The organism is Sulfurimonas xiamenensis (genome assembly GCF_009258045.1).
GTDB lineage: Bacteria > Campylobacterota > Campylobacteria > Campylobacterales > Sulfurimonadaceae > Sulfurimonas > Sulfurimonas xiamenensis.
Genome location: NZ_CP041166.1, coordinates 347,553 through 370,070, shown reverse-complemented (window position 1 = coordinate 370,070; position 22,518 = coordinate 347,553). Strand labels below are relative to the sequence as shown.

At 34.8% G+C, this 22,518-nt stretch carries 19 protein-coding genes, 1 tRNA gene and 2 rRNA genes; 3 read left to right on the top strand and 19 right to left on the bottom strand.

The window, feature by feature from the left end; translation table 11 throughout:
* Positions 1-4 precede the first annotated feature (4 nt).
* The 16 genes from FJR47_RS02020 to bioD all read right to left on the bottom strand — a co-directional run bounded on the left by FJR47_RS02020 (position 5) and on the right by bioD (position 15,490).
* Positions 5-337, bottom strand: coding sequence for a hypothetical protein (locus tag FJR47_RS02020; protein WP_152298814.1), 333 nt, complete (start codon positions 335-337; stop codon positions 5-7).
* Position 338: 1 nt separating this feature from the next.
* Positions 339-1,367, bottom strand: coding sequence for a flagellar motor switch protein FliG (gene fliG, locus FJR47_RS02015; RefSeq protein WP_152298813.1), 1,029 nt, complete (start codon positions 1,365-1,367; stop codon positions 339-341).
* A complete protein-coding gene (gene fliF / locus FJR47_RS02010; RefSeq protein ID WP_152298812.1) occupies positions 1,368-2,729 on the bottom strand; it encodes a flagellar basal-body MS-ring/collar protein FliF in 1,362 nt (453 codons plus the stop codon).
* 18 nt (positions 2,730-2,747) lie between these two features.
* Positions 2,748-3,842, bottom strand: a complete 1,095-nt coding sequence (gene hisC, locus FJR47_RS02005; protein ID WP_152298811.1) for a histidinol-phosphate transaminase — start codon at positions 3,840-3,842, stop codon at positions 2,748-2,750.
* Positions 3,832-4,923 (bottom strand): prephenate dehydratase, encoded by a 1,092-nt coding sequence (pheA, locus tag FJR47_RS02000; RefSeq protein WP_152298810.1) that lies wholly within the window; start codon positions 4,921-4,923, stop codon positions 3,832-3,834. Before pheA ends, hisC begins: the two co-directional genes overlap by 11 nt.
* Entirely contained in the window at positions 4,911-5,696 is a 786-nt protein-coding gene (locus FJR47_RS01995) for an HAD-IIA family hydrolase (RefSeq protein WP_152298809.1), read from the bottom strand. The genes pheA and FJR47_RS01995 overlap by 13 nt, the downstream gene beginning before the upstream one ends.
* A gap of 70 nt (positions 5,697-5,766) precedes the next feature.
* Positions 5,767-6,975, bottom strand: coding sequence for a diaminopimelate decarboxylase (lysA, locus tag FJR47_RS01990; protein ID WP_188093736.1), 1,209 nt, complete (start codon positions 6,973-6,975; stop codon positions 5,767-5,769).
* Positions 6,976-7,081: 106 nt separating this feature from the next.
* Entirely contained in the window at positions 7,082-8,152 is a 1,071-nt protein-coding gene (locus tag FJR47_RS01985) for an LptF/LptG family permease (protein ID WP_152298808.1), read from the bottom strand.
* Positions 8,153-8,181: 29 nt separating this feature from the next.
* Entirely contained in the window at positions 8,182-8,742 is a 561-nt protein-coding gene (gene pth, locus FJR47_RS01980; RefSeq protein ID WP_188093759.1) for an aminoacyl-tRNA hydrolase, read from the bottom strand.
* The gene (locus FJR47_RS01975) at positions 8,742-9,278 is read right to left on the bottom strand and encodes a 50S ribosomal protein L25/general stress protein Ctc (protein WP_152298806.1); all 537 of its coding nucleotides are present in this window, start codon (positions 9,276-9,278) and stop codon (positions 8,742-8,744) included. The genes pth and FJR47_RS01975 overlap by 1 nt, the downstream gene beginning before the upstream one ends.
* A 62-nt stretch (positions 9,279-9,340) precedes the next feature.
* Entirely contained in the window at positions 9,341-10,537 is a 1,197-nt protein-coding gene (locus tag FJR47_RS01970; RefSeq protein WP_152298805.1) for a type IV pilus twitching motility protein PilT, read from the bottom strand.
* Positions 10,534-11,514: a transaldolase gene (locus tag FJR47_RS01965; RefSeq protein WP_152298804.1), complete on the bottom strand. Its 981-nt coding sequence runs from the start codon at positions 11,512-11,514 to the stop codon at positions 10,534-10,536. Before FJR47_RS01965 ends, FJR47_RS01970 begins: the two co-directional genes overlap by 4 nt.
* A gap of 86 nt (positions 11,515-11,600) precedes the next feature.
* Positions 11,601-12,998: a sensor histidine kinase gene (locus tag FJR47_RS01960; RefSeq protein WP_152298803.1), complete on the bottom strand. Its 1,398-nt coding sequence runs from the start codon at positions 12,996-12,998 to the stop codon at positions 11,601-11,603.
* Positions 12,999-13,012: 14 nt separating this feature from the next.
* Positions 13,013-13,951 carry an aminodeoxychorismate synthase component I gene (locus tag FJR47_RS01955; RefSeq protein WP_152298802.1) on the bottom strand — a complete coding sequence of 313 codons (939 nt, stop codon included), beginning with the start codon at positions 13,949-13,951 and terminating at the stop codon, positions 13,013-13,015.
* Positions 13,941-14,816, bottom strand: coding sequence for an aspartate carbamoyltransferase catalytic subunit (locus FJR47_RS01950; protein WP_152298801.1), 876 nt, complete (start codon positions 14,814-14,816; stop codon positions 13,941-13,943). Before FJR47_RS01950 ends, FJR47_RS01955 begins: the two co-directional genes overlap by 11 nt.
* Before the next feature lie 23 nt (positions 14,817-14,839).
* Complete coding sequence (gene bioD, locus FJR47_RS01945; protein ID WP_152298800.1) at positions 14,840-15,490, bottom strand: dethiobiotin synthase; 651 nt, start codon at positions 15,488-15,490, stop codon at positions 14,840-14,842.
* A 55-nt stretch (positions 15,491-15,545) separates the two neighbouring features.
* Between bioD and clpS the strand changes: the two genes are divergently transcribed.
* The 3 genes from clpS to aat are packed head-to-tail and all read left to right on the top strand — an operon-like array spanning position 15,546 to position 18,714.
* On the top strand, positions 15,546-15,845 hold the full coding sequence (gene clpS / locus FJR47_RS01940; RefSeq protein ID WP_152298799.1) for an ATP-dependent Clp protease adapter ClpS: 300 nt from the start codon (positions 15,546-15,548) through the stop codon (positions 15,843-15,845).
* A complete protein-coding gene (gene clpA, locus FJR47_RS01935) occupies positions 15,845-18,025 on the top strand; it encodes an ATP-dependent Clp protease ATP-binding subunit ClpA (RefSeq protein ID WP_152298798.1) in 2,181 nt (726 codons plus the stop codon). Before clpS ends, clpA begins: the two co-directional genes overlap by 1 nt.
* Positions 18,022-18,714, top strand: coding sequence for a leucyl/phenylalanyl-tRNA--protein transferase (gene aat / locus FJR47_RS01930; protein ID WP_152298797.1), 693 nt, complete (start codon positions 18,022-18,024; stop codon positions 18,712-18,714). Before clpA ends, aat begins: the two co-directional genes overlap by 4 nt.
* A gap of 61 nt (positions 18,715-18,775) precedes the next feature.
* On the opposite strand, the gene rrf is transcribed toward aat, so the two are convergent.
* The 3 genes from rrf to FJR47_RS01915 all read right to left on the bottom strand — a co-directional run bounded on the left by rrf (position 18,776) and on the right by FJR47_RS01915 (position 22,478).
* Positions 18,776-18,891, bottom strand: a 5S ribosomal RNA gene (gene rrf / locus FJR47_RS01925).
* 198 nt (positions 18,892-19,089) lie between these two features.
* Positions 19,090-22,089 (bottom strand): 23S ribosomal RNA (locus tag FJR47_RS01920).
* Between the two features lie 313 nt (positions 22,090-22,402).
* A tRNA-Ala gene (locus FJR47_RS01915) sits at positions 22,403-22,478 on the bottom strand.
* Positions 22,479-22,518 lie beyond the last annotated feature (40 nt).

Genomic DNA, 22,518 nt, shown 5'->3' with positions numbered 1-22,518 from the left:
TTACTCACTTAATATTGCTTTTTTTATATTGTCTAAGAGCTTTTGCTTCACCATCTTTAATGCCTTTGGCATAAGATTTCTCTTTTATTTTTTTAAGCTTTTTTTTATGCTTATGTTTCATTTTCTGCAATTTAATTTGAAGCTTTATAATATCAGATGTTATTATATCAGTTTCTCTCTTTTGTATATGTTTCTGATTTTTAACAATATTTTTTTCTTGATTTGCTAAAGATTCTTTAACCTTTTTTTTGGATTCTAAATTAATATTTAATATCTTAAATTCATACTTATCAATATTGTGTTTTTTAATATTTTCACTGCTTATTATACTTGACAAACTACTTTACCGCCTCTTTTTTTCCTAAATCTAATTGAATTATTTCATCTTCAACAAGGCTTTCAACTCTCTTAATGACTCTTCTTTGCGCATCTTTAATATCTCTCATCTTTACTACACCCAAAAACTGACCCTCTTCTTCAAAAACTTTTTTGCCTTTTTCACTCATAACACTAAAAAAAGCATCTCTAAGCTCTGGAGAGGCACTTTTTAACGCAAGCATTAAATCATGCTTATCTACACTGTTAAGTATCTCTATAATTGCTTTTTTTTCAAGTGTTTTTATATCTTCAAAAGAAAACATCATATCTTTAATAAGAGTTGATATCTCTTTATCCTGCTCACATATTTTAACAAATGTCTCTTTGGAAATTTTTTCATCAAAAGAGTTTAAAATAGCAGCAACTGCACGAAGACCGCCGATTTTAAACTCTTTTGATGAAGAGAGTTCCAGTTTGGATTTAAGAACATCGGAAACTCTTTTTATTACAGATGAGGAGATATCCCCCAGTTTAGCAATTCTTATCAAAACCTCACTTCTTAAATCATCTGAAAAATAGTGCAATGTATCGGCTGCTTCAACTGCATCCATGTGAGCTAAAATAAGCGCTGCTGTTTGAGGATGTTCATCAACAAGAAGCTTTGAGAGCTGCTGAGGCTTGATTTTTGACAAATATGAAAAGTATTGATCCTCTTGTAATGTTTTTGAGAGTTTTTCTAAAATCTTATCTGCATCTTCAACATCAAGTGCTCTGTAAAGAAGCTCTTTGGTATATTTTATACCTCTGCCGATAATAAACTGCTGCGATTGAAAAATTGCATAAAATTCTTTAAGCACAGCTACCGCAACAGCTTTTTCTACACTTTTGTTGCTAGCTATATATTTTGAAACTTCTGTTATTGCATCAACACTCATATTTGAAAATACAGAAGCTGTTGTATCTTCACCCATAAGCATTAATAGAACTGCTATTTTTTCCGCTCTACTCATTTTATCAAATTTTGCTTGCTGTGCGGGATTTAGATTCATCTATCTTCTCCTGTGCATTATAGCTTCTTGAGCATCTTCTGCAATTAAAGCTTGAAAAATATTTGCGGCAGCTTCGGGTGATTTGTCAATCATAATTTTCATTTTATCAAGAGAAATAGTATATTTATCCTCATCTTTATAAAAATTTTTTTCAACATCAGAATCTAAAAATATTTCACTTGATTTCTGCTCTTTTTTAGAAACTTTAAATGCTTTTTTTGCAAATGGAGCAATCAATTTTATATAGACAATAAAAAGAAATATAAATACAAATAAATATTTCAAAAATTCAAAAAACGACACATCTGTTTTATTTTTTAGTGCATTAACCTCAGCTATTTTAAACTGCGCATTTTTAACACTTATCTGGTCACCTCTCTCCTTGTTTATGCCGATTAAACGGCTAACCAATAAAGATAAAGTTTTTAAATCATTCTCTGATAACGGCTCATACTCCAGCTCATTTGTAGGATTGCCATCTGCATCAGATTTATATTTATAATTTCCATCCACAATAACGGTGACCATAATCTTTTTAATTTGTGCAAACTCGGAATTATATGTATCAGAAAGAGGTTCTTTAACAGAAAAATCAAAATCGATGTTAACCTGTGCGGCAATTTTTTTCTCTTTACCGATATAAGGAGAAATAGCCTCTATAATTTTTCTCTCTTTTTTTTTCTCTTCATTTGCTTTAAAATTTTGCTGCATAATTGAGAGAGCAGTCAACTGCTCCATCTCATCTATACTAGCGATAATTTCTGTATTATTATCTATAAGAACAACATCCGATGGAGAAAGGTTTGGTACCGCTGCTGCAACAAGATTTTCAATCCCTCTTATTTGTTTTAAAGAGAGCTCTCTTCCTTTGGTCAATTGAAGCAGAACCAAAGCTGTTGCATTTTTTTCTAAAGTCAAACGAACACTGACATTTTCAACCGCTGAAAGTGCATTAATCGTGCGGGAGAGTTCATCTTCTAGTGCTTGAAAATATTTTTCATTTTGCTTAAAATCTTCTGCACTTAAACTTACTGAACCTTTTTTTACAATTCCCAAAGAAGCAATTGCAATGCGCTCTTTATATAAAATATTTCTAGGAATTTTTATAATATTATTATCCAGCAATTCATAAGAGATACTTTTTTTTTCTAACTCTTCGATAACTTTGGCAGCATCTGCTGAAGCCAAAGAGCCAAAAAGCACTTCATATCTACTATTTATATTTTTTTCAGCCGTATAAACACTCAAAAAAATTAAAAATATGATAATAGCCGCAACAGCAGAACCAATAATAAGCTTTTGTTTTTTACTTAGCCTATTTTTTAGAACAAAAAGTTGCGAAAAAAGTACTTTAGAATTCATCAATTTCCTATTTTTAAATTATAAAAATTGTTTTACTAATTCAAAAAAACGACTATTTTGCTCTTCTGTCCCTATTGTAACTCTAATTGCATTCATATTATAACTGCTCAAATCTCTTACTATCATACCTTTTTTCAAAAGAGAATTTGATATCTTTGTAGAATCTTGATTTGAATTTAAACAAAATGTAATAAAATTAGTATAACTATTTATTATATCTATTTTTTGCTCTTTTGCAAATTGTTCGTAGCGTTTCATCTGCTCAAGATTAAGAGTTACACTCTTTTTTACAAACTCTTCATCACTAAGCGCTACACTTGCAGCTTCAAGAGACAAAGTGGTAATATTAAAAGGAGGTCTAAGTTTGTATAGCTCTTTTATTATATTGTGATCAGCCACGCCATATCCGACTCTCATCCCGCCAAGCCCGTAAGCTTTAGAAAATGTACCAAGATAAACAACATTATCAAACTCTTCTATAAGTTTTTTTACAGCTATCTCTTTTGAACTATCTTTAGCAATAGCATACTCCATATAAGCACCGTCTATAACCACAAGTGTATCACTGTCTATCTTCTTTAAAAAATCATATATTTTTTGAGCATCAAGCGCATCCCCTGTTGGATTATTTGGCGTACATATAAATATGATTTCTGGTTTCTCTTCTTTGTAAAGTGCATAAAATTCATCAAGATCATGCTCTTGTGAAGCCGTTTTAATAATATTTGCTCCTACATGTTTAGCATATATTTCATACATCGCAAATGTTATACTGTTCATCAAGATTTTTGAAGATGAAGAGGCTTTTGCATGAATTAAAAACTCTATAACCTGATCACTGCCTGAACCAATAATTATATTTTCATTTTCAACATCAAATCTTTTACTTAATCCATTTTTCAGCTTTATCATAGAATCATCAGGATAAAGAGCCATTTTAGTCACAATATCACTAACAGCAGCCACAGCTTTAGGAGAAGTTCCGTAAGGGTTCTCATTTGATGCAAGCTTTATAATATCTTTTGGCTCTATACCAAACTCTCTTACAACCAACTCTATCGGTTTTCCAGTCTCATATGTTTTTATATTTTCTAAATTTTTATTAAACTTCAATCTCTTCACCTTTTACATAACTTCCTAACCAAGTTACTTCCCCTTTATGTTTTTGTAGTACCTTTTGAAACTTTTCATCATCAATATGCCCGTAAAAATCTATAAAAAACCAGTAATCAAATCCGCCCTTGTTTTTTGAAGGTCGTGACTCTATTTTTGAAAGATTTATATTTTGTTCATTAAAATCTTGTAAAAAATGAACAAGCGATCCCGCTTTCACAGAGTCTTTGAGTCTCACTAAAATAGAAGTTTTGTCATCTTGACTCTTAGCATTTTTAAAATCACTAAGAATTATAAATCTTGTCAAAGAGCCTATATCATCTTCGATGCGGTCAAACATTGTCGGCACACGATACAATTTTGCTGCAATATGACTACAAAGAGCAGCAGCATTTGGATCTTTTGAAGCCAAAATTGCTGCTTTTGCAGTCGACTCAACCGGAATTTGTTCCACATTAACAAGGTTATACTCCTGAAGAAACTCTTTACACTGCCCAAAACCTTTGTCTTTTGAATAAATCTTAGTTATTTGCGATATTTTCTTTGCTTTTGTAACAAATGACATATGAATAGGCATATATAGTTCTGCCACAATTTTTACAGAACTTTTTGCCAAAAGATCAAGTGTTTCACCTACTACTCCGTCTCTTGAGTTTTCTATCGGAACAATTCCAAATTTAGCTCTTTTTGCTTCAAGTGTTTTAAAAACAGAGTGAATAGAGCTTAAAGAAAGGTAGTCGCTCATCGCCCCAAAACGACTCTCTGCCGCTTGATGAGTAAAACTTCCCTCAGGACCGAGATAAGCTATACGCTCCGGAAGCTCCAAGTTTCTTGAAACTGCAAAAATTTCTAAAAATATAGCTTCGATGGCATTTTTATTTAAGAGCCCCTGCTGATCCATACTATTTTGAGTCAATCTTTGAATAATTGCTTTTTCTCTCTCCGGTCTATATATTGCGCTATCACTATCTTTTTTGATTTCGCCCACCCGCTTAACAATTTCCATTCTTTTATTAAGAAGTTTTAGCACCTCATCATCAATAGCATCAATTGCAACTCTACAATCTTCTAAAGTTTCCATCTATCCTCCAAAATCTCCTGCATATCAGCATAAATAAAATCTGGTTTTAATTCAGGTTTTAAAAAAGGCACTATCTCTTGAGCACTTTTATATTTTCCGCTTGTAACAAAAATCGTTTTCATTCCCATCTCTTTAGCTCCGCCCAAATCACCCTTTACATCATCACTAATAATAGTTATATCACTAAATTTAGCACTTTTTTCTTGTAATTGCAACATTTTTAAAGCCTCATTGTAAAAAGAAACACTTGGTTTTCCAACAACATCATAAGAGGAAGATGTTGCAAATTCAAGCATCTTTAAAATTGCTCCGACACCGGGATACCTTTTGTTGTTTTTTGCATATATTGATGTTTCATGCATACCCACCAAAGATGCGCCATTAAGCAAAAAATCTATCATCTGCGCATACTCCTCGGCAGAAAAATTCTCTTTTATCGCAACTAAAACTGTTTTGGGATTTTTATAATTTAAAATATACCCCATTTTTTTTAAAACGCTCAAAAATTCTTCTGCTCCATAGGCCGCAACAGCTTCTTTTTCTAAAGAAGATTCTAAAAGCATAAGCGGATCAAGATATTTTGTAAATTCAAAATGAAAACCTATTGATTGAAGATAACTATAAAAATCTTTTGAAGCTTTTTTAGTATTGTTAGTAATAACCATATATGGAATTTTTTCTTCATTTAATTTTTCGATAAACTCTATGCTTCCACGCAATGGAGATTTATCCGCATCACTAATTAAAGTACCTTGAACATCAATGAAATACAATTAAACACCTCCAAAATATTCTATTTTTTTCAACCTCTCAGCTATACAACAGAAAAAGTTTTATAAGCACTTACTCTAAAAACTCTTTCTCTAGTGCTATTAAATCTTCAAACTCTTCGCGTCTTCGGATAAGTTTTGCCTTTCCGCCTTTTAATGCCACTTCGGCACTTCTGCCTCTTGTGTTGTAGTTGCTTCCCATGCCAAAACCATATGCTCCGGCACTGTGGACTACAAGCAGATCATTATGTTCCAGAGTCGGCAACATACACTCCTTTGCAAAAAAATCACCGCTTTCACAAACCGGTCCTACTACATCTGCTTGACTTAGTTCGCTTTTACTCTCCGTTATAGGCTCGATTTTATGGTAAGCTTTATAAAGACTCGGACGCAAAAGGTCATTCATAGCACCATCAACTACAACAAATCTTTTTGAACCATTTTGTTTCTCATATAAAACTTTTGTTAAAAAATAACCTGCATTTGCTGTTAAAAATCTTCCCGGTTCACAAATAATTGTTAAATCCAGTCCTTTTAAAGTTGAAAATATTGCCTGTGCATAATCATACGGCTTTATAGTTGTTTCATTATTGTACTTAACACCGAGTCCTCCGCCTACATCAAAAAATTTCAACTCTATTTTTATGCTTTGAAGCGAACGCACCATATCTGCTACTATTGCAGCAGACTCATATATGGGTTCTAACTCTGTAAGTTGAGAACCTATATGAAAATGAATGCCTACAGGATCCAGATACTCTGAGTTATTTGCACGGATATACATTCTTTTTGCAGCATCAATTTCCACTCCAAATTTATTATCATGAAGTCCTGTCGAGATATAGGGATGTGTAAGCGGATCAATATTTGGATTTACCCTTATACTGATTCTACATACGCTATTTAACTCTTTTGCTATAAGTTCAACACGGCCGAGTTCGGCTTCACTCTCTACATTAATATATAAAATATCTTTTTGTATTGCTTCGCGTATCTCATCATCACTCTTTCCAACACCTGAAAAAATAATCTTGTAACTTGGAATACCTGCCAAAAAGGCACGACGCACTTCGCCGATGGAGACACAGTCAGCACCGCTTCCCAACTCTGCAAAGTGTTTAATAACACTAAGATTAGAATTGGATTTTATAGCATATGCCATAATTGATTTTCTGCCTTTAAATGCCTCTTTTAACTCTTTATATTGCGCACTCATATAGTCTAAATCATATATGTAAAGCGGGGTTTTGTATGTGGATGCAAGTTCTTTAAAATTAATCATAAAAGTCCCAAATATTTTTTAAACAATTTTATCCAAAAAGTACTTATACTTTAGTTATAAAATTTATACGATTGCAGCACTTCGCCATCAAATAAATTGAAAATTTTTAAGTGGCTAATCGATATTTTCTCCACTGCCTAAAAGCAATTAAGAAAAGAATGAAAACAGGAGCTACAATACCAATTTCACTTGGCACAGTCTTATGACTTGAGAGTTCAATAAGTGCAAAAAGAAGTGCCCATATCATAAGAGAGGAAATAATAGCTGCAAAACTAAAGAGTGATACATTTAAAAATCTCACACTTACAGGAACAAAAAAGAAAATAATAACAATCATACTTGGCACAAAAAAAGGATAAACAAATATCTTATAGAGTGAACTTTTTACAATATCTGTATTGATATTTTGGGCTTTTAATAATGTATATGCATCTATCGCATCTTTTATAGTAAAATTAACTTTGCCCTCATAAACCTGATCTAACATTTTTGGTCTAAAATCTTGAAGAATTTCTAAATTATTTTTCTCATTTACCTTTATGCCAAGCGAATTGAAATTAATTTCATCAGGTTTAGTAATAATATCAGCACTGTCTATATGCCACGCTTCATCTCTATATCTTGCTTTAGAAGCTATTAAAACCTCTTTTAAAGAGTTCTCTTTAAAACTAAACACTCTTATATCTTCAGCACTCTCTTGCAAAGGAAGCATTTTTGAAAAATATACAAATTTATCTTTATATGTAAAAAAAAGATCTCTTGTTGGGCTTAGATATTGGGCATTTTTACGAATATTTTTAGCCATTTCATCTGCTCTTGCAAAATTCGAAATTGAGTGAACTCCGATAAAAGCTATAATAACTACAGTAGAAACAACAACAAAAGGCTTTAAAATATCAACTCTTGAATATCCAAGAGAATAAAAAGAGACCAATGCATTTGAACGAATCAAAAATATTTTTGTACTTATCATTGCAAAAATAAGAGAAAGAGGCAAAAGCATATCTATAGCAAAAAAAGTTTTATAAACTAAATATATTAAAAGCAGATTGGCTGATATATCCAACTTATCAGCACTTCCCATATAATCAAAACCAACTAAAAAAAGAACAAGTGCTGATAAAATAACAATGAAGTATTTAATATAATGAAAAGAGATATATTTAAAAGCCAGCATATATTAAAAATCCAATTAAAAGTTTAGTGCTATTTTAGCTGAAATTTTTTAATTGTATATTTAGAACTAACATCTTCTAAGGAGTTTTCTAACAAAAATTCAACAGCTTCACATGCGTATGATATCCACTCGCTTAGATATTGCTGCTCCTCTTTGTTAAAATCACTTAAAACATAAGAGGCAGTCTCACCTTTATGCTCAGGTTTGCCTATACCCATTCTTACTCTTATGTACTCTTTGGAGATATTTTCATCTGTGGATTTAAGTCCGTTATGTCCACCGTGGCCGCCACCTTTTTTAAAACGAAGAGCACCAAAAGGAAGATCCAAATCATCATGTATTACAACAACTTCTTCAATTTTATAAAATTTTTTTACAGCGGCAATAGAAATACCCGATAGATTCATAAAAGTAAGCGGTTTTAATAAAAAATGACTTGAGAGTTTAAAAAGTTCACCGTTAAAAGATGAAGAAGATAATTTTTGAGCGCTATTTCTTTTGATAAGCTCGTCAATAACCATAAAACCTATGTTATGACGAGTTAACTCATACTTCGGACCAGGATTTCCCAGACCGACTATCAGCATGATTACTTAGCTTTAATTACACTTAGTACAGATACACGATCAGCATCTGTGAATGTAACATTTGGAATTTTTTCAAGATCACGCAACATTTTAGCATCACCTACATCCATTTTTGTTACATCAACATTAATACTGTTTGGAACATTTTCGATTGCAGCTTTTACTCTTAAACGAGGTTTTGAAATATGTACTAAACCTTTGTTTTTTAGTCCAATTGCTTCACCTTGTGCGAAAACAGGAACATGATAGTGAGTAACAACACCAGGTTGTGCCACCATTAAATCTACATGCAAAAGCTTTGCTGTTACAGGATGTGTTTCATAGGATTGAACAACAACATTCATCTCATTTCCGCCAACGCTGATTGGGAACGATAAAGTATCTTTGTTGCGCACAGTACGGATATACTCATTCTCTTTGAATGCAGCATGAATATTTTCAAGCCCTTTTCCGTATATGTTTGCAATTAGATAACCATCACGGCGAAGCGCCTTTGTGCTTCTTTTGCCAATACTCTCTCTAATAATGCCTTCTAACATATTAAATCCTTAATAAAAATGTTCGCAATTATACATCTCTAAGCTTTAAATACAGTTAAAGATTATTTTAAATCAAATACATCCTCATCTACTGCTTCATTTTTACTATTTTTTTCAGATTTATTAATAAGATCAGAAGCTTTACCGCTGTTAAACCCGCTCATTTTCATCTCTAAATCAGAAGCGCTTGTTGCGTACTCTTTTGCTTTTTCTTTTGTAATAATGCCTTCATTATATATATCAAAAATATGCTGATCAAAACTTTGTGATTTATAATATTCTCGTCCTTTTTCTATGGTATCACGAATCTCATAATCACGATTTTCTAAAATAAGTTTCTCAATAGTAGGAGTTTTTACAAGTATCTCCATTGCCGCTATTCGTTTATTTTCTTTTGTAGGGATCAACCTTTGAGAGATAACTCCTTTTAAAACTCCTGCAAGAGAGAGGCGAACACGATTTTGTTCTTCATAAGGAAACATACCTATAATTCGATTAATTGTCTCCTTCGCATCGAGTGTATGCAATGTTGAAAAAACCAAATGTCCCGTATCTGCAGCATGAAGAGCCAACTCTATAGTTTCACGGTCTCTCATCTCACCTACAAGTATAATATCAGGATCTTCACGAAGAGCAGCTCTTAGAGCTCTATCAAAAGAGAGAGTATCTTGTCCTAACGAGCGTTGATTTATGATACATCCTCTATCTTTATGCACAAATTCAATAGGATCTTCAATGGTTATAATATGTTTTTTATATGTTGTATTTATTTCATTTACCATTGCTGCGAGTGTTGTTGATTTACCACTCCCTGTAGTTCCGGTAACTAGAACCAGTCCGCGCTCTTCTTTTGTAAAATTTTTTATGGCTTCAGGATATTTCATCTGCTCAATTGTCGGTATCTGCATAGGAATAACACGAAATACAAATGAAGGACCATCCATCTGAAAGAAAATATTTACACGAAAACGGTTAGATTCATCAAACTGATAGACCAAGTCAACTTCTTTATTTTCAATAAGCTCCGCATATCTTCCTCTAAGAATCTCTTTAGAGAGAATCATAGCATCTTCATAAGAAAATTTATTCTCAGAAAATGGAACAATTGTTCCATTAATTCTAGCTCTTATTAAACCATTCGATTTTACATGTAAATCACTGCCGCCGCTTTCAATCAATTTTTTAAGATATTCTCGAATCTTTTTTAATTGATCAAATGTCAACTGACTTATATCTACTTCATTTTTATTACCACTCATAACGACTCCAATATATCTTTAAATGCATCTTTGAAAGATTTTAATCCATCATCTATCTGTTTATCTAACACAGTATTAAAATCTATGCCTATTTCTTTGATTTTTTCAAAATGTTCCCCTATTATTTGAGGTGAAATTGGTAAAGCGCTCTCCTTATTTCCATTTAAATGAAAAGCTTTTATAGTCTCTACCGGTGCTGTATTTACACTATTGTACGCCAAAAGTTTCTCTATATAGTAGTGAGGCGCCAAAGAATCATCTTTTACTCCGGTACTTGCAAAAAGCACTCTGCACCCCTTAACTCCCATCTTTTCAACTTCTGCATAAATATCCGCACTATTGTATATTCCGCTTAAAGAAGCAGCTACCCCATGCTTAGTTAGCTCTTGATCCAAAGCTCTGTCAATTCTGCTTACAAAAACACTTATAACGGTATCAACCTCTGTTTCGCTTTTTGCCAGACCCTCTCTAAAAGCATTCGCACATGATAGAGCCTGCTCTTTTTTAAATATAAGTGTCGCATTTACAGGAATTCCCTGGCTGCAAAGTTCTCTCATAGCTATATATCCAGCCTCTGTAGCAGGAACTTTTATCATAACATTATTACGATCTATTTGTCTAAAAAGTCGCTCCCCCTCTTTTATTGTAGCATTAGCATCATCACAAAGATACGGATCAACTTCTATGCTAACATATCCGTCATCACCCCTTTCATAAAGCGGTTTTAATATATCTGCCGCTTTTTGTATATCATAAATAGCAACAGCTTCATACTTCTCTTTAGGAGTTAAAGAGGAGAGTCTGGATAACTGATCCTTATATGCATTTGAATTTAGTATTGCATTTTTAAATATTGCAGGATTTGAAGTTGCTCCATTAACAATCCCCTCCTCTACTAACTCCTTAAATTCATTATCTAAATAGTCTCTTTCGATAAAATCTGCCCATAAAGAGAACTTTAAATCCTTTAAATACATATATAAACCTTTTTCATTTTAATAAATTATATCTCAAAAGTTCTCAATTTTTTTTAAACTTTATAGAAAAAAATAATTTTATCACGCTATGTTATATTTTTAGGAATTTTTATAATAAAAACAGATCCTTTTTTAGAGGTTTCAACATCAATTTCACCGCCAAACTGCTTTTGAATAATCATCTGGCTCATATAAAGACCGAGTCCGGTTCCATTTTTATCTTTAGTGCTGAAGTAAGGCTCAAATAGATGTGAAAAATTTTCATCAGTTATCCCGCCTGCATTATCTTCTATAATAACAAAAACTTTCTCTTCTGATGCTTTGGTATGTAAAACAATAAAAGGATTTTGAACTCTAACATCATTATGTGCATCAATTGCATTATTTAAAATATTTAACACCACTTGAACAAGTTCGTTTACATATGTTTTTATATATATATCAGCCTCTTTATTAATTGTTATTTTTATTTTATTATCACTTAATCTTGATTTGACAAAGTTCAGTGCCTTTTGAAGTAATTCATGAATTTCAATCTCAACTACTTCTCTATTTGGACGAAAATAAGTTTGAAAATCATCAATAGTGTCAGAAAGATAAATAATGGTATCACTGATATTATTTAATGCTCTGTCGATATCTTCACAATCTCTCTCTTTGCCAAGTAACTGCTTAAGCTGTAAATCTGCTATTTGAAGGGTAATAGTAGAGAGCGGCTGTCTCCACTGATGAGCAATCATACTTATCATTTCACCCATTACAGCCTGTTTTGATTGTGCTTGAAGTATTTGATCTTTACTTCTTAACTCTTCAAGTTTTTGCTCAACTTTCAACTCTAAAGATTCATTGAGTTTAATAAGTTCAGTTGTTTTATCTTTTATCTGTTTTTCAAGCTCTTGATTAAAATTTCGCAACATATTTCGCTGTTCTAAAATAATAGTTCTTGCTTCATCTATTTTTCTTTGATAGAAATAGATAATTACACTAATTATAATTAAAACAAAAGATATATATGTCATTTGATACATAGTGTAATTTATCTCTACAAAATTTTGCAAAGGGGCGATTATAAGCATAAAAAAAACAAATGCAAGCCAATATATCGCATGAATAGTCTTTTGAAAATAGAGAAGTATTATGGGATAAGTAAATATCCAAAGATGCTTTAAATCATTTGGTTCACCGTTATAAATAAGAAATAAAAATAAAAAAGTATATTGAAGAGTAATAATTATTGCAAAAATTTCAAAAAATTGACGCGTTTTTCTTAAAGCAAAAAACATTATAAAATTCATAAATAAAAGAGCAGTTTCAATAGGTATAAAACCTTGAATATCTCTTATATAGTTTCCAATTATTCCATAAATCAAACCGCCGGCAGAGAGTAAGATAGCAATATTTACCATCTGATATCTATTTTTCAAATCACACTCTACCTCATTAAATGTCCATCCACTTGTAAAAAAACCATCTAATTTAAACATGTTTGACAACCTTTTTATGGTATATAAACTTTATCTAGAAGTTCATCATATTCACTTTCAACATCACTATCTATGGTTATGCCACCGCCACTTTTATATATAAATCCACTTTCTGTTTTTTCGATAAATCTTATCATAACTGCGCTGTCTAATGTTTTTCCGTTATATATACCAAAAACTCCGCTAAAATATCCGCGCTCATACCCTTCAACTTCATTAATTATATCTAATGTACTCTTTTTTGGTGCACCGCTTATACTTCCTGCGGGTAAAAGTGCTTTTAAAATATCACCTATTTTTTCATGCCAATCATCTCCGATATTTCCGCTTATGTGTGAACTTACATGTAAAAGTTTTTTTTTGCCTGCTTCAATCTCGGTGATATATCTAAACTTTTCAACTTTTACATTTTTTGCAACAATAGAGAGATCATTTCTTAAAAGATCTACAACCATAACATGCTCGGCCATCTCTTTTTGATTGTTTAAAATAGTCTCTTTTGCATTTGGGATAGACGCATCAATTGTACCCTTCATGGGATATGTAGAGATTTTTGAATCTTGAATTTGAATAAATTTTTCAGGTGAAAAACAGACGAACTTATCCTTGTATCTTAACTTATAGTGTGCATTAGCACACTCAAATATCTCTTTTAATGTAAGTGCTGTTTTGATTGGTGTAGGTTGTGTCAGATTTAAAAGATAGGTTTCTCCAGCTTTTATTTTCTCTAAAACAAAATCAAACTTTTTTTTATATTTACTAAAAGAGAGTGCCTTTTTTTCTAAAGAGTATAGGTGAGATCTAGGTATGTAGTTTTCATCTATGCAAAATTCAATATCATTTGCTTCTAACTCATCCAGAAGAATAACTTTTAAATTTTGGAGTTTAAAATCAGATATAAATAAAAATGGCTCTCTTTTTTTGCCAAAAGAATTTATAGCATCAAATGTCATAAATAAGTTTTTTAAGTACTGCCATTCTAATTATCACACCGTTTGAAACTTGCTCTAAAACTTTGCATCTTTTATCTGCTAAAAGTGCATCGCAGATATCAATATTTCTATGAACAGGCCCGGGGTGAAGCAAAACTATATCTCTGTCACCGATAAGTTCAGTTGTTATGCAAAAATCACTGGCATAGTCTTTAAGTGATGCATAAGTTTGTGATGAGTGTCTCTCTGTCTGTGTTCTAAGACTCATAATGACATCAACTTCGTCAATAATCTCATCTAAAAAGTGAGTTGTTCTCAAGTTGGTTTTTGGCAAAAATTGAGGAGGAGCAACTAAAATAATTTCCATCCCGAATCTTCCTAAAAGATCAATATTTGAGTTTGCAACTCTTGAGTTTTTAATATCTCCGACTATAGCTATTTTTTTACCGCTTACATCACCAAAATGTTTTTTTAAAGTAAAAAGGTCTAACAGGGCTTGTGTCGGATGAGCATGTGCTCCATCGCCTGCATTTACAATAGAAGCTTTTGTATAGTTTGAAAGTATTTTAGGAACACCCGAATTTTCATGTCGGACAATAATAGCATGTGGTCCCATAGCATCTAAATTCATGGCAGTATCTACCAATGTTTCACCTTTTTTTGTAGAACTGCGCGCAACATCAAGATGAACAATCTCAGCACCAAGTCTTTTTGCAGCTATTTCAAAAGAGCTTCTTGTTCTTGTTGAGTTTTCAAAAAACAAGGTGACAATTATCTTGTTTTTAAGTATTTTTTCAAATCGGCCATCGCTAAAAACTTCAGCATCTTCTAATATAGCTTCTATCTCTTGGAGCGTTAAATCATTTGTTGCAATTAAGTGCTTCATGCTACTCTTTTAATGTGTATTGATTATTTATAATTATACAGAACATCACAAATAGTGTCAATATTTTCACTTACTTTTAATACTTCAAAATTATTCTTTGTAAAGTACGGCTCTGATACTTGAGAAAAGCTATTATCTTCTCTCTCTTTGCAGTTAAAGACAATTGTATATGGCAACTTTTTATCCTCAAGAGCTTTTTTACTTAAAAGTGTATCATTAATACAGCCAAGAGAGCAGTGAGTAACTAAAAGTGCATAAGCTTTAAAGTATGAAATCAAATCTATCATCATATATTTATCATCGATTGGCACATAGAGTCCACCGGCACCTTCTATAATAAGAATATCACACAACTTTTCTAATTTCTCTAATGCACTATCTATTTTTTTAAAATCTATCTCTTCATTATTAGATGCCACATAAGGTGCAGCCGGAAGCCTGTAGGTAATAGGTGCTATATCTTCAATGTCTATCTCTTTAAACTCATAATTTACCTCTTTTACATATGCAAGTAACTCTAAAGCATCATGTGCAACCTTTTCCACTCCTGTTTCTATCGGTTTAAAAACACCGACTCTAAAACCTCTGGAAGCAAACTCTTTTAATAATAATTTTGTGGTATATGTTTTTCCAATATCAGTATTTGTAGCACTCACAAAAATTCGTTTCGCCATAGTTATCTCAATTTTGTTATAATCTTATAATATTTAAATCTATTATAGGAAAAATATGGCAACAAATACAGACTTGGAAATTATTAACGAAATATCACTAAAATATCCTAAAAAATATAAAGTATTAATCTTAAATGATGATTATACTTCTATGGAATTTGTTGTAGATGTTTTAATAAATATATTTCATAAAAGTTATGAAGAAGCAGAAAATATAATGCTTGAGGTGCATAAAAAAGACAAAGGGGTATGTGGGGTTTATACTCATGAAATTGCAGAAACTAAAATAATGCAAGTACATAAAAAAGCCAGAGAAAACGGCTTTCCATTAAGAGCTGAGATGGAGGAAGAGTAATGATAAGTTATACTTTAAACGAGGTTTTTCAAAAATCTATAACTTATGCAAAAAAATTCAGACATGAGTATATTACTATTGAACATGTTTTCTATCAGATACTAAACTCTAGCGAGGGTGCTAAAATTATATTTGCATGCGGCGGAGATGTTGAAAAAATGAAAGCGCTTTTAAAAGATTATATAGATTCAAATATAAATGCATTGCCGCAAAATATAGACGAAGAGCCTTTTGAAAGTGTCGCTCTCTCAAGACTAATTGACAGAATGATAAAACATATTCAAGGTTCAGGACAACAAAGCGCTGATATCGGGGATCTACTTGTTGCTATCTATGATGAAGTGAACTCTTTTGCTTATATTTTGTTAAATGAGTATCAAATTTCAAGGCTTGATATCTTAGAGATTATTTCACACACCAATGAAAAAGAGGCTTTAAAAGAGAAAGAGTCTTATTTGAAAAAATACGCTATTAACCTGCTTCAAAAAGCAAAAGAAGGAAAAATCGATCCGGTAATCGGCAGAGATGACGAGATACAAAGAGTCACACAAATTTTATGCCGCAGAAAGAAAAATAACCCTATTTTAGTAGGAGAGGCGGGTGTCGGAAAAACTGCTATCGCGGAAGGCTTAGCACTAAACATTGTCGCTCTCAAAGTTCCTTCCATTATACAAAACACTGAGCTTTATGCTCTTGATCTTGGCGCAATGCTTGCAGGCACAAAATATAGAGGAGATTTTGAAAAGCGCTTAAAAGGCGTTATGGATGAACTTAAATCCATTCCAAATGCCATTCTTTTTATAGATGAGATCCACACTCTTATTGGTGCCGGTGCGACAAGTGGAACAATGGACGCGGCAAATCAGCTAAAACCTGCCCTTGCATCAGGCGAACTAAAATGCATGGGCGCGACTACATTTGCGGAGTACAGAAACGGTTTTGAAAAAGACAAGGCGCTTAGCAGAAGATTCTCTAAAGTAGATATCAACGAGCCGTCTGCTAAAACAACATACAAGATATTAAAAGGCTTAAAGAGCAAATACGAAGAACATCATGGCGTAACATTTACAGATAAAGCTCTAAAAGCCGCTATAGACTTGTCAAAAAGATATATTACTGATAAATTTTTACCCGACAAAGCGATCGACCTTATAGATGAGACTGCCGCATCTTTTCATCTTAAAAATAGAAAAAAAAGAGTAGTAGGCGCAGCAGATATTGAAAATACTATCTCTAAAATAGTAGGCATGTCAAGCTCAAAAGTGACACATGACGAGACACTCTCTCTTGCTAACCTAGAAGAAAATTTACGCAAAAAAGTAATTGGTCAAGATAAGGCAGTTGCAGAAGTCGCAAAAGCTATAAAAATATCTAAAGCAGGTCTTACTCCGCAAAACAAACCTATCGCATCATTTCTATTCTCCGGTCCTACTGGAGTCGGCAAAACGGAACTCGCACTCTCTCTTAGTCAAACGCTAGGCATACATTTTGAGAGATTTGATATGAGCGAATATATGGAAAAACATGCTCTAAGCCGTCTGGTAGGAGCGCCTCCGGGCTATGTAGGATATGAGCAGGGCGGGCTTTTGACAGAAGCTATAAAAAGACACCCATATACTGTTTTACTCCTAGATGAGATCGAAAAAGCACATCCTGATCTTGTAAATATTTTACTTCAGATCATGGATAATGCAACCCTTACCGACAATAACGGATACAAGACTAATTTTCAAAATGTAATTCTCATTATGACATCAAATATCGGTGCAACTGCCAGAAGCGTAATGGGTTTTAACAAAGACAGTTCTCTATCAAAAAATGAGGAGCTGAAACTCTTTTTTACCCCGGAATTTCGAAACAGACTCGATGCAGTTATAGAATTTTCTCAACTAGAGAGTGAAGTTGTCAAAGGCATTGTAGAGAAATTTATAGAAGAGCTAAACAGTGATCTAAAAAAGAAAAAAATAACCGTAACACTATCCCCAAAAGCCGTAGAGTTTATCGCCCAAAGCGCCTACTCTCCTGAAATGGGTGCAAGACCGATCAAAAGATATATTCATGACAATATAACAAATAAACTCAGTGATGAGATACTCTTTGGTAAACTGAAAAACGGCGGAAGTGTAAATGTTTCTTTTAGTAAAAAGTTGATTTTAAAATTTAAAGAGTCCGACATTTGAATATACCCAAATTATCAAAATATGACCTGCTCTTTCCAGATCCAAACAGTGCAAACGAAGATGGAATAGTCGCTTGGGGAGGCGACTTAAACCCCTCTAGGCTTATTCGTGCCTATCAAAACGGTATATTCCCTTGGTACGGCAAAGATGACCCCATTATTTGGTGGTCAACCGACCCCAGGCTTATTATGGAATTGGATGATTTTAAACTTAGCCGTTCTCTAAAAAAAAGCATGAAAAAATTTAAGTATAAATTTGATACTAATTTTACAGAAGTTATAAAACAGTGCAGCAGCATAAAAAGAGAAAATCAAAACGGCACTTGGATACAAGATGATATTATAGAAGCTTATAGCGTACTTTATGATATGGGAGTTGCACATAGCGCTGAGAGTTATAAAGATGGGGAACTTGTTGGTGGGCTTTATGGAGTTGTTATAGGAAAAGTTTTTTGCGGAGAGTCCATGTTCTCTCTAATAAGCGATGCATCAAAATCTGCTTATGCAGTTTTGGTAAAACATCTAAAATTTTGGGGATATGATTTTATAGATTGTCAAGTACCGACAGATCATCTAAAAAGTTTAGGTGCAAAAGAGGTAACAAAAGAGTACTTTTTAGATAGATTATATAGAGTAAATATGCACGATATTGAGAATAGATGGGATATTGAAAAGTCATTAATAAAGTGATTAACTTTGTGATTGTAATTTAATAATTTTAATCGATTGTCAATAAAAGAAGAAATGATCAACTAGGCAGCGACCTACATTTCCACACCTGAAAGATGCAGTATTATCAGCGATGAGAGGCTTAGCTTCTGGGTTCGGAATGGGGCCAGGCGTTTCCCTCTCTCTATAGCCACCTAGACAATCACATTTAAATACACTTTATTGTGTGTACTTAAAAATGATTGCTCTTGGTTTAGAGAAGATTTTCATTGTTAAAGTCAACATTTCAGGGTTTAGGGTTTAGATGTTAGGGGTTAGGTAAAACCGCCGACTAATCACTAATCACTAAATAACTACTTCAGACACCTATACACTAAGTAAGGTAGTGAACGATATGTAAAAAAGACAAACGTACTATTAGTACTGGTCAGCTAAACAGATTACTCTGCGTACACATCCAGCCTATCAAGCTTGTAGTCTTCAAGCGTACTTCAGGGAGAGTTCATCTTGGAGTTGGCTTCCCGCTTAGATGCTTTCAGCGGTTATCTCATCCATGCGTAGCTACCCAGCGATGCTCTTGGCAGAACAACTGGTGCACCAGTGGCATGTCCAACCCGGTCCTCTCGTACTAGGGTCAGCTCTCCTCAACTCTCCTACGCCCACGGAAGATAGGGACCGAACTGTCTCACGACGTTCTGAACCCAGCTCGCGTACCGCTTTAAATGGCGAACAGCCATACCCTTGGGACCTGCTCCAGCCCCAGGATGCGATGAGCCGACATCGAGGTGCCAAACCTCCCCGTCGATGTGAGCTCTTGGGGGAGATCAGCCTGTTATCCCCGGCGTACCTTTTATCCTTTGAGCGATGGCCCTTCCACACAGAACCACCGGATCACTATGACCGTCTTTCGACTCTGCTCGAGTTGTCTCTCTCACAGTCAGGCTCGTTTATGCCATTATACTCTACGAAGGATTTCCAACCCTTCTGAACGAACCTTTGTAAGCCTCCGTTACTTTTTAGGAGGCGACCGCCCCAGTCAAACTACCCACCAGACATTGTCCTCGCACGAGATAATCGTACCGAGTTAGCTATCAGAATATTCAAGGGTGGTATCTCAAGGATGCCTCATCTACAACTGGCGTCATAGATTCAACGGCTCCCACCTATCCTGCACATGAATATCCCAATAGCAATGTCAAGCTATAGTAAAGGTGCACGGGGTCTTTCCGTCTTTCCGCGGGTAGGAGGAATTTTCACCTCCACTACAATTTCACTGGATCCCTGGTTGAGACAGCTCCCATCTCGTTACGCCATTCATGCAGGTCGGTATTTAACCGACAAGGAATTTCGCTACCTTAGGACCGTTATAGTTACGGCCGCCGTTTACTTGTGCTTCATTTCAAGCCTTCGCGTGAGCTAAGCAATCCATTTAACATTCAAGCACCGGGCAGGCGTCACACCCTATACATCCTCTTACGAGTTAGCAGAGTGCTGTGTTTTTGGTAAACAGTCGGGAGGGACACTTTGCTGCGACCCGTCAATGCTTCATGGAGCAAGTCCATTTACAAATAGGGCACACCTTATACCGAAGATACGGTGCTAGTTTGCAGAGTTCCTTAACCAGGGTTCATCCACGCGCCTTAGAATACTCATCTCACCCACCTGTGTCGGTTTACGGTACGGGCAACTGCTGTTCTCGTTTAGAGGCTTTTCTCGGCACGACAGTATCATTGATTCAAAGCGCTCTCCGAAGAGATTGCTCTGCCTGTAAGATCTCGGTCTAATGTATCACGGATTTGCCTATGATACAACCTACATCCTTCGACCCACTATTCCATCAGTGAGCTCAATTAACTCTATGCGTCCCCCCATCACTCAAGCGAACAACAGTCGGTATCGGAATATTAACCGATTTGCCATCGTCTACCCCTCTCGGACTCGACTTAGGTCCCGACTAACCCTACGATGACGAGCATCGCGTAGGAAACCTTGGGTTTACGGCGAAGAAGATTCTCACTTCTTTTCTCGCTACTCATGCCTGCATGCTCACTTCCAGCCGCTCCACCACTCCTTGCCGGTATGGCTTCTACGCTGACTGGAACGCTCTCCTACCGCTGTAGTACATCATTAAATCCTAAGTATCTCTCTTATCCCCTGAGGCATTTTAAAACTTCACTCCGTAAAGTTTTAAATATAACTCTTTGAATATCTCTTCTCTGAGAACTTAATGATGTACTACAACCTAGAGCTTCGGTGCTTGTCTTAGCCCCGTTATATTTTCGGCGCAAAATCGCTAGACCAGTGAGCTGTTACGCTTTCTTTAAAGGGTGGCTGCTTCTAAGCCAACCTCCTGGTTGTCACAGCAACTTCACATCCTTTTCCACTTAGACAAGACTTTGGGACCTTAGCTGCTAGTCTGGGTTGTTCCCCTCTTGACGATGGATTTTATCACCCACCGCCTGACTCCCGAGGTTACACATGAAGTATTCGGAGTTTGATAGGGTTTGGTACCGCGGTAAGCAGCCCTAGCCCTGTCAGTGCTCTACCCCTTCATGCTAATGCTCGAGGCTATACCTAAATATATTTCGGAGAGAACCAGCTATCACTGAGTTTGATTGGCCTTTCACCCCTATCCACAAGTCATCCCAAGACTTTTCAACGCCAGCGGGTTCGGTCCTCCACTGGCTCTTACACCAGCTTCAACCTGCTCATGGATAGATCACTCAGTTTCGGGTCTGCAGCATCTGACTAATTCGCCCTATTAAGACTCGCTTTCGCTACGGCTTCTCGTTCGATTAACCTTGCCAGATACCACAACTCGCAGGCTCATTATGCAAAAGGCAGTCCGTCACACTTATATATAATAGTGCTCCGAATGATTGTAAGCCATAGGTTTCAGGTTCTATTTCACTCTGCTCACCGCAGTCCTTTTCACCTTTCCCTCACGGTACTTGTTCGCTATCGGTCTAGTAGTAGTATTTAGGGTTGGAGGGTGGTCCCCCCATATTCAGTCAAGATAACACGTGTCCCGACCTACTCATTCCTTAGTCTAGTACCATACAAATGTTTTCGCTTACGGGAATATCACCCTCTATGTTCACTCTTTCCAAAGTGTTCAGCTAACAAATATATTATCACTAAGTGCCCTAATCCCTTTTCGCTCGCCGCTACTATGGGAATCTCGTTTGATTTCTTTTCCTTCAGGTACTGAGATGTTTCACTTCCCTGAGTTCGCCCCCCGTAGGGTAACATGACTCGCGCCATGCTGGGTCGCCCCATTCAGAAATCCCCGGATCAAAGCTTCTTGGCAGCTCCCCGAGGCTTTTCGCAGCCTAGTACGTCTTTCATCGCCTCTACTAGCCAAGGCATCCACCTATGGCCCTTAATATCTTTTTTATTCTATGTTGCGTTCACTACCTTACTTAATGTAAGACAGTGCCTGTTTAATTGTAGTTATTTAGTTGATATATTTATAATTTGATTCACATAGAAAATACAAAGATCGCTCTTCTTATCTCTAGTTATCTCTTATAACTATATTTTATTGACTTTAACAATGATAATTTAATGAACTTTTGGTATAAAACCAAATATAAATCTTTTCAATTAAAGACTTATATTTGGTTTTTTGAGAAAGTTGTGCTTGATAAGGTTGCGAAGCATACTAAATGTATGTGAGCAAATTTATCAAGTGCAAATTTCCAAAAAATGGTGGAGAATAGCGGGATCGAACCGCTGACCTCCTGCGTGCAAGGCAGGCGCTCTCCCAGCTGAGCTAATTCCCCATTTTCTTTTGAACTCTTTTTATTTTATTCTTCGTTAGAA

What these genes read in the sequence shown, in the direction of transcription:
- fliG (WP_152298813.1), bottom strand. Translation starts at nt 1,367, where the DNA reads ATGAATCTAAATCCCGCACAGCAAGCAAAATTTGATAAAATGAGTAGA.
- fliF (WP_152298812.1), bottom strand. Translation starts at nt 2,729, where the DNA reads ATGAATTCTAAAGTACTTTTTTCGCAACTTTTTGTTCTAAAAAATAGG.
- pheA (WP_152298810.1), bottom strand. Translation starts at nt 4,923, where the DNA reads ATGGAAACTTTAGAAGATTGTAGAGTTGCAATTGATGCTATTGATGAT.
- lysA (WP_188093736.1), bottom strand. Translation starts at nt 6,975, where the DNA reads ATGATTAATTTTAAAGAACTTGCATCCACATACAAAACCCCGCTTTAC.
- FJR47_RS01985 (WP_152298808.1), bottom strand. Translation starts at nt 8,152, where the DNA reads ATGCTGGCTTTTAAATATATCTCTTTTCATTATATTAAATACTTCATT.
- FJR47_RS01975 (WP_152298806.1), bottom strand. Translation starts at nt 9,278, where the DNA reads ATGTTAGAAGGCATTATTAGAGAGAGTATTGGCAAAAGAAGCACAAAG.
- FJR47_RS01970 (WP_152298805.1), bottom strand. Translation starts at nt 10,537, where the DNA reads ATGAGTGGTAATAAAAATGAAGTAGATATAAGTCAGTTGACATTTGAT.
- FJR47_RS01965 (WP_152298804.1), bottom strand. Translation starts at nt 11,514, where the DNA reads ATGTATTTAAAGGATTTAAAGTTCTCTTTATGGGCAGATTTTATCGAA.
- FJR47_RS01960 (WP_152298803.1), bottom strand. Translation starts at nt 12,998, where the DNA reads ATGTTTAAATTAGATGGTTTTTTTACAAGTGGATGGACATTTAATGAG.
- FJR47_RS01955 (WP_152298802.1), bottom strand. Translation starts at nt 13,951, where the DNA reads ATGACATTTGATGCTATAAATTCTTTTGGCAAAAAAAGAGAGCCATTT.
- FJR47_RS01950 (WP_152298801.1), bottom strand. Translation starts at nt 14,816, where the DNA reads ATGAAGCACTTAATTGCAACAAATGATTTAACGCTCCAAGAGATAGAA.
- bioD (WP_152298800.1), bottom strand. Translation starts at nt 15,490, where the DNA reads ATGGCGAAACGAATTTTTGTGAGTGCTACAAATACTGATATTGGAAAA.
- clpS (WP_152298799.1), top strand. Translation starts at nt 15,546, where the DNA reads ATGGCAACAAATACAGACTTGGAAATTATTAACGAAATATCACTAAAA.
- clpA (WP_152298798.1), top strand. Translation starts at nt 15,845, where the DNA reads ATGATAAGTTATACTTTAAACGAGGTTTTTCAAAAATCTATAACTTAT.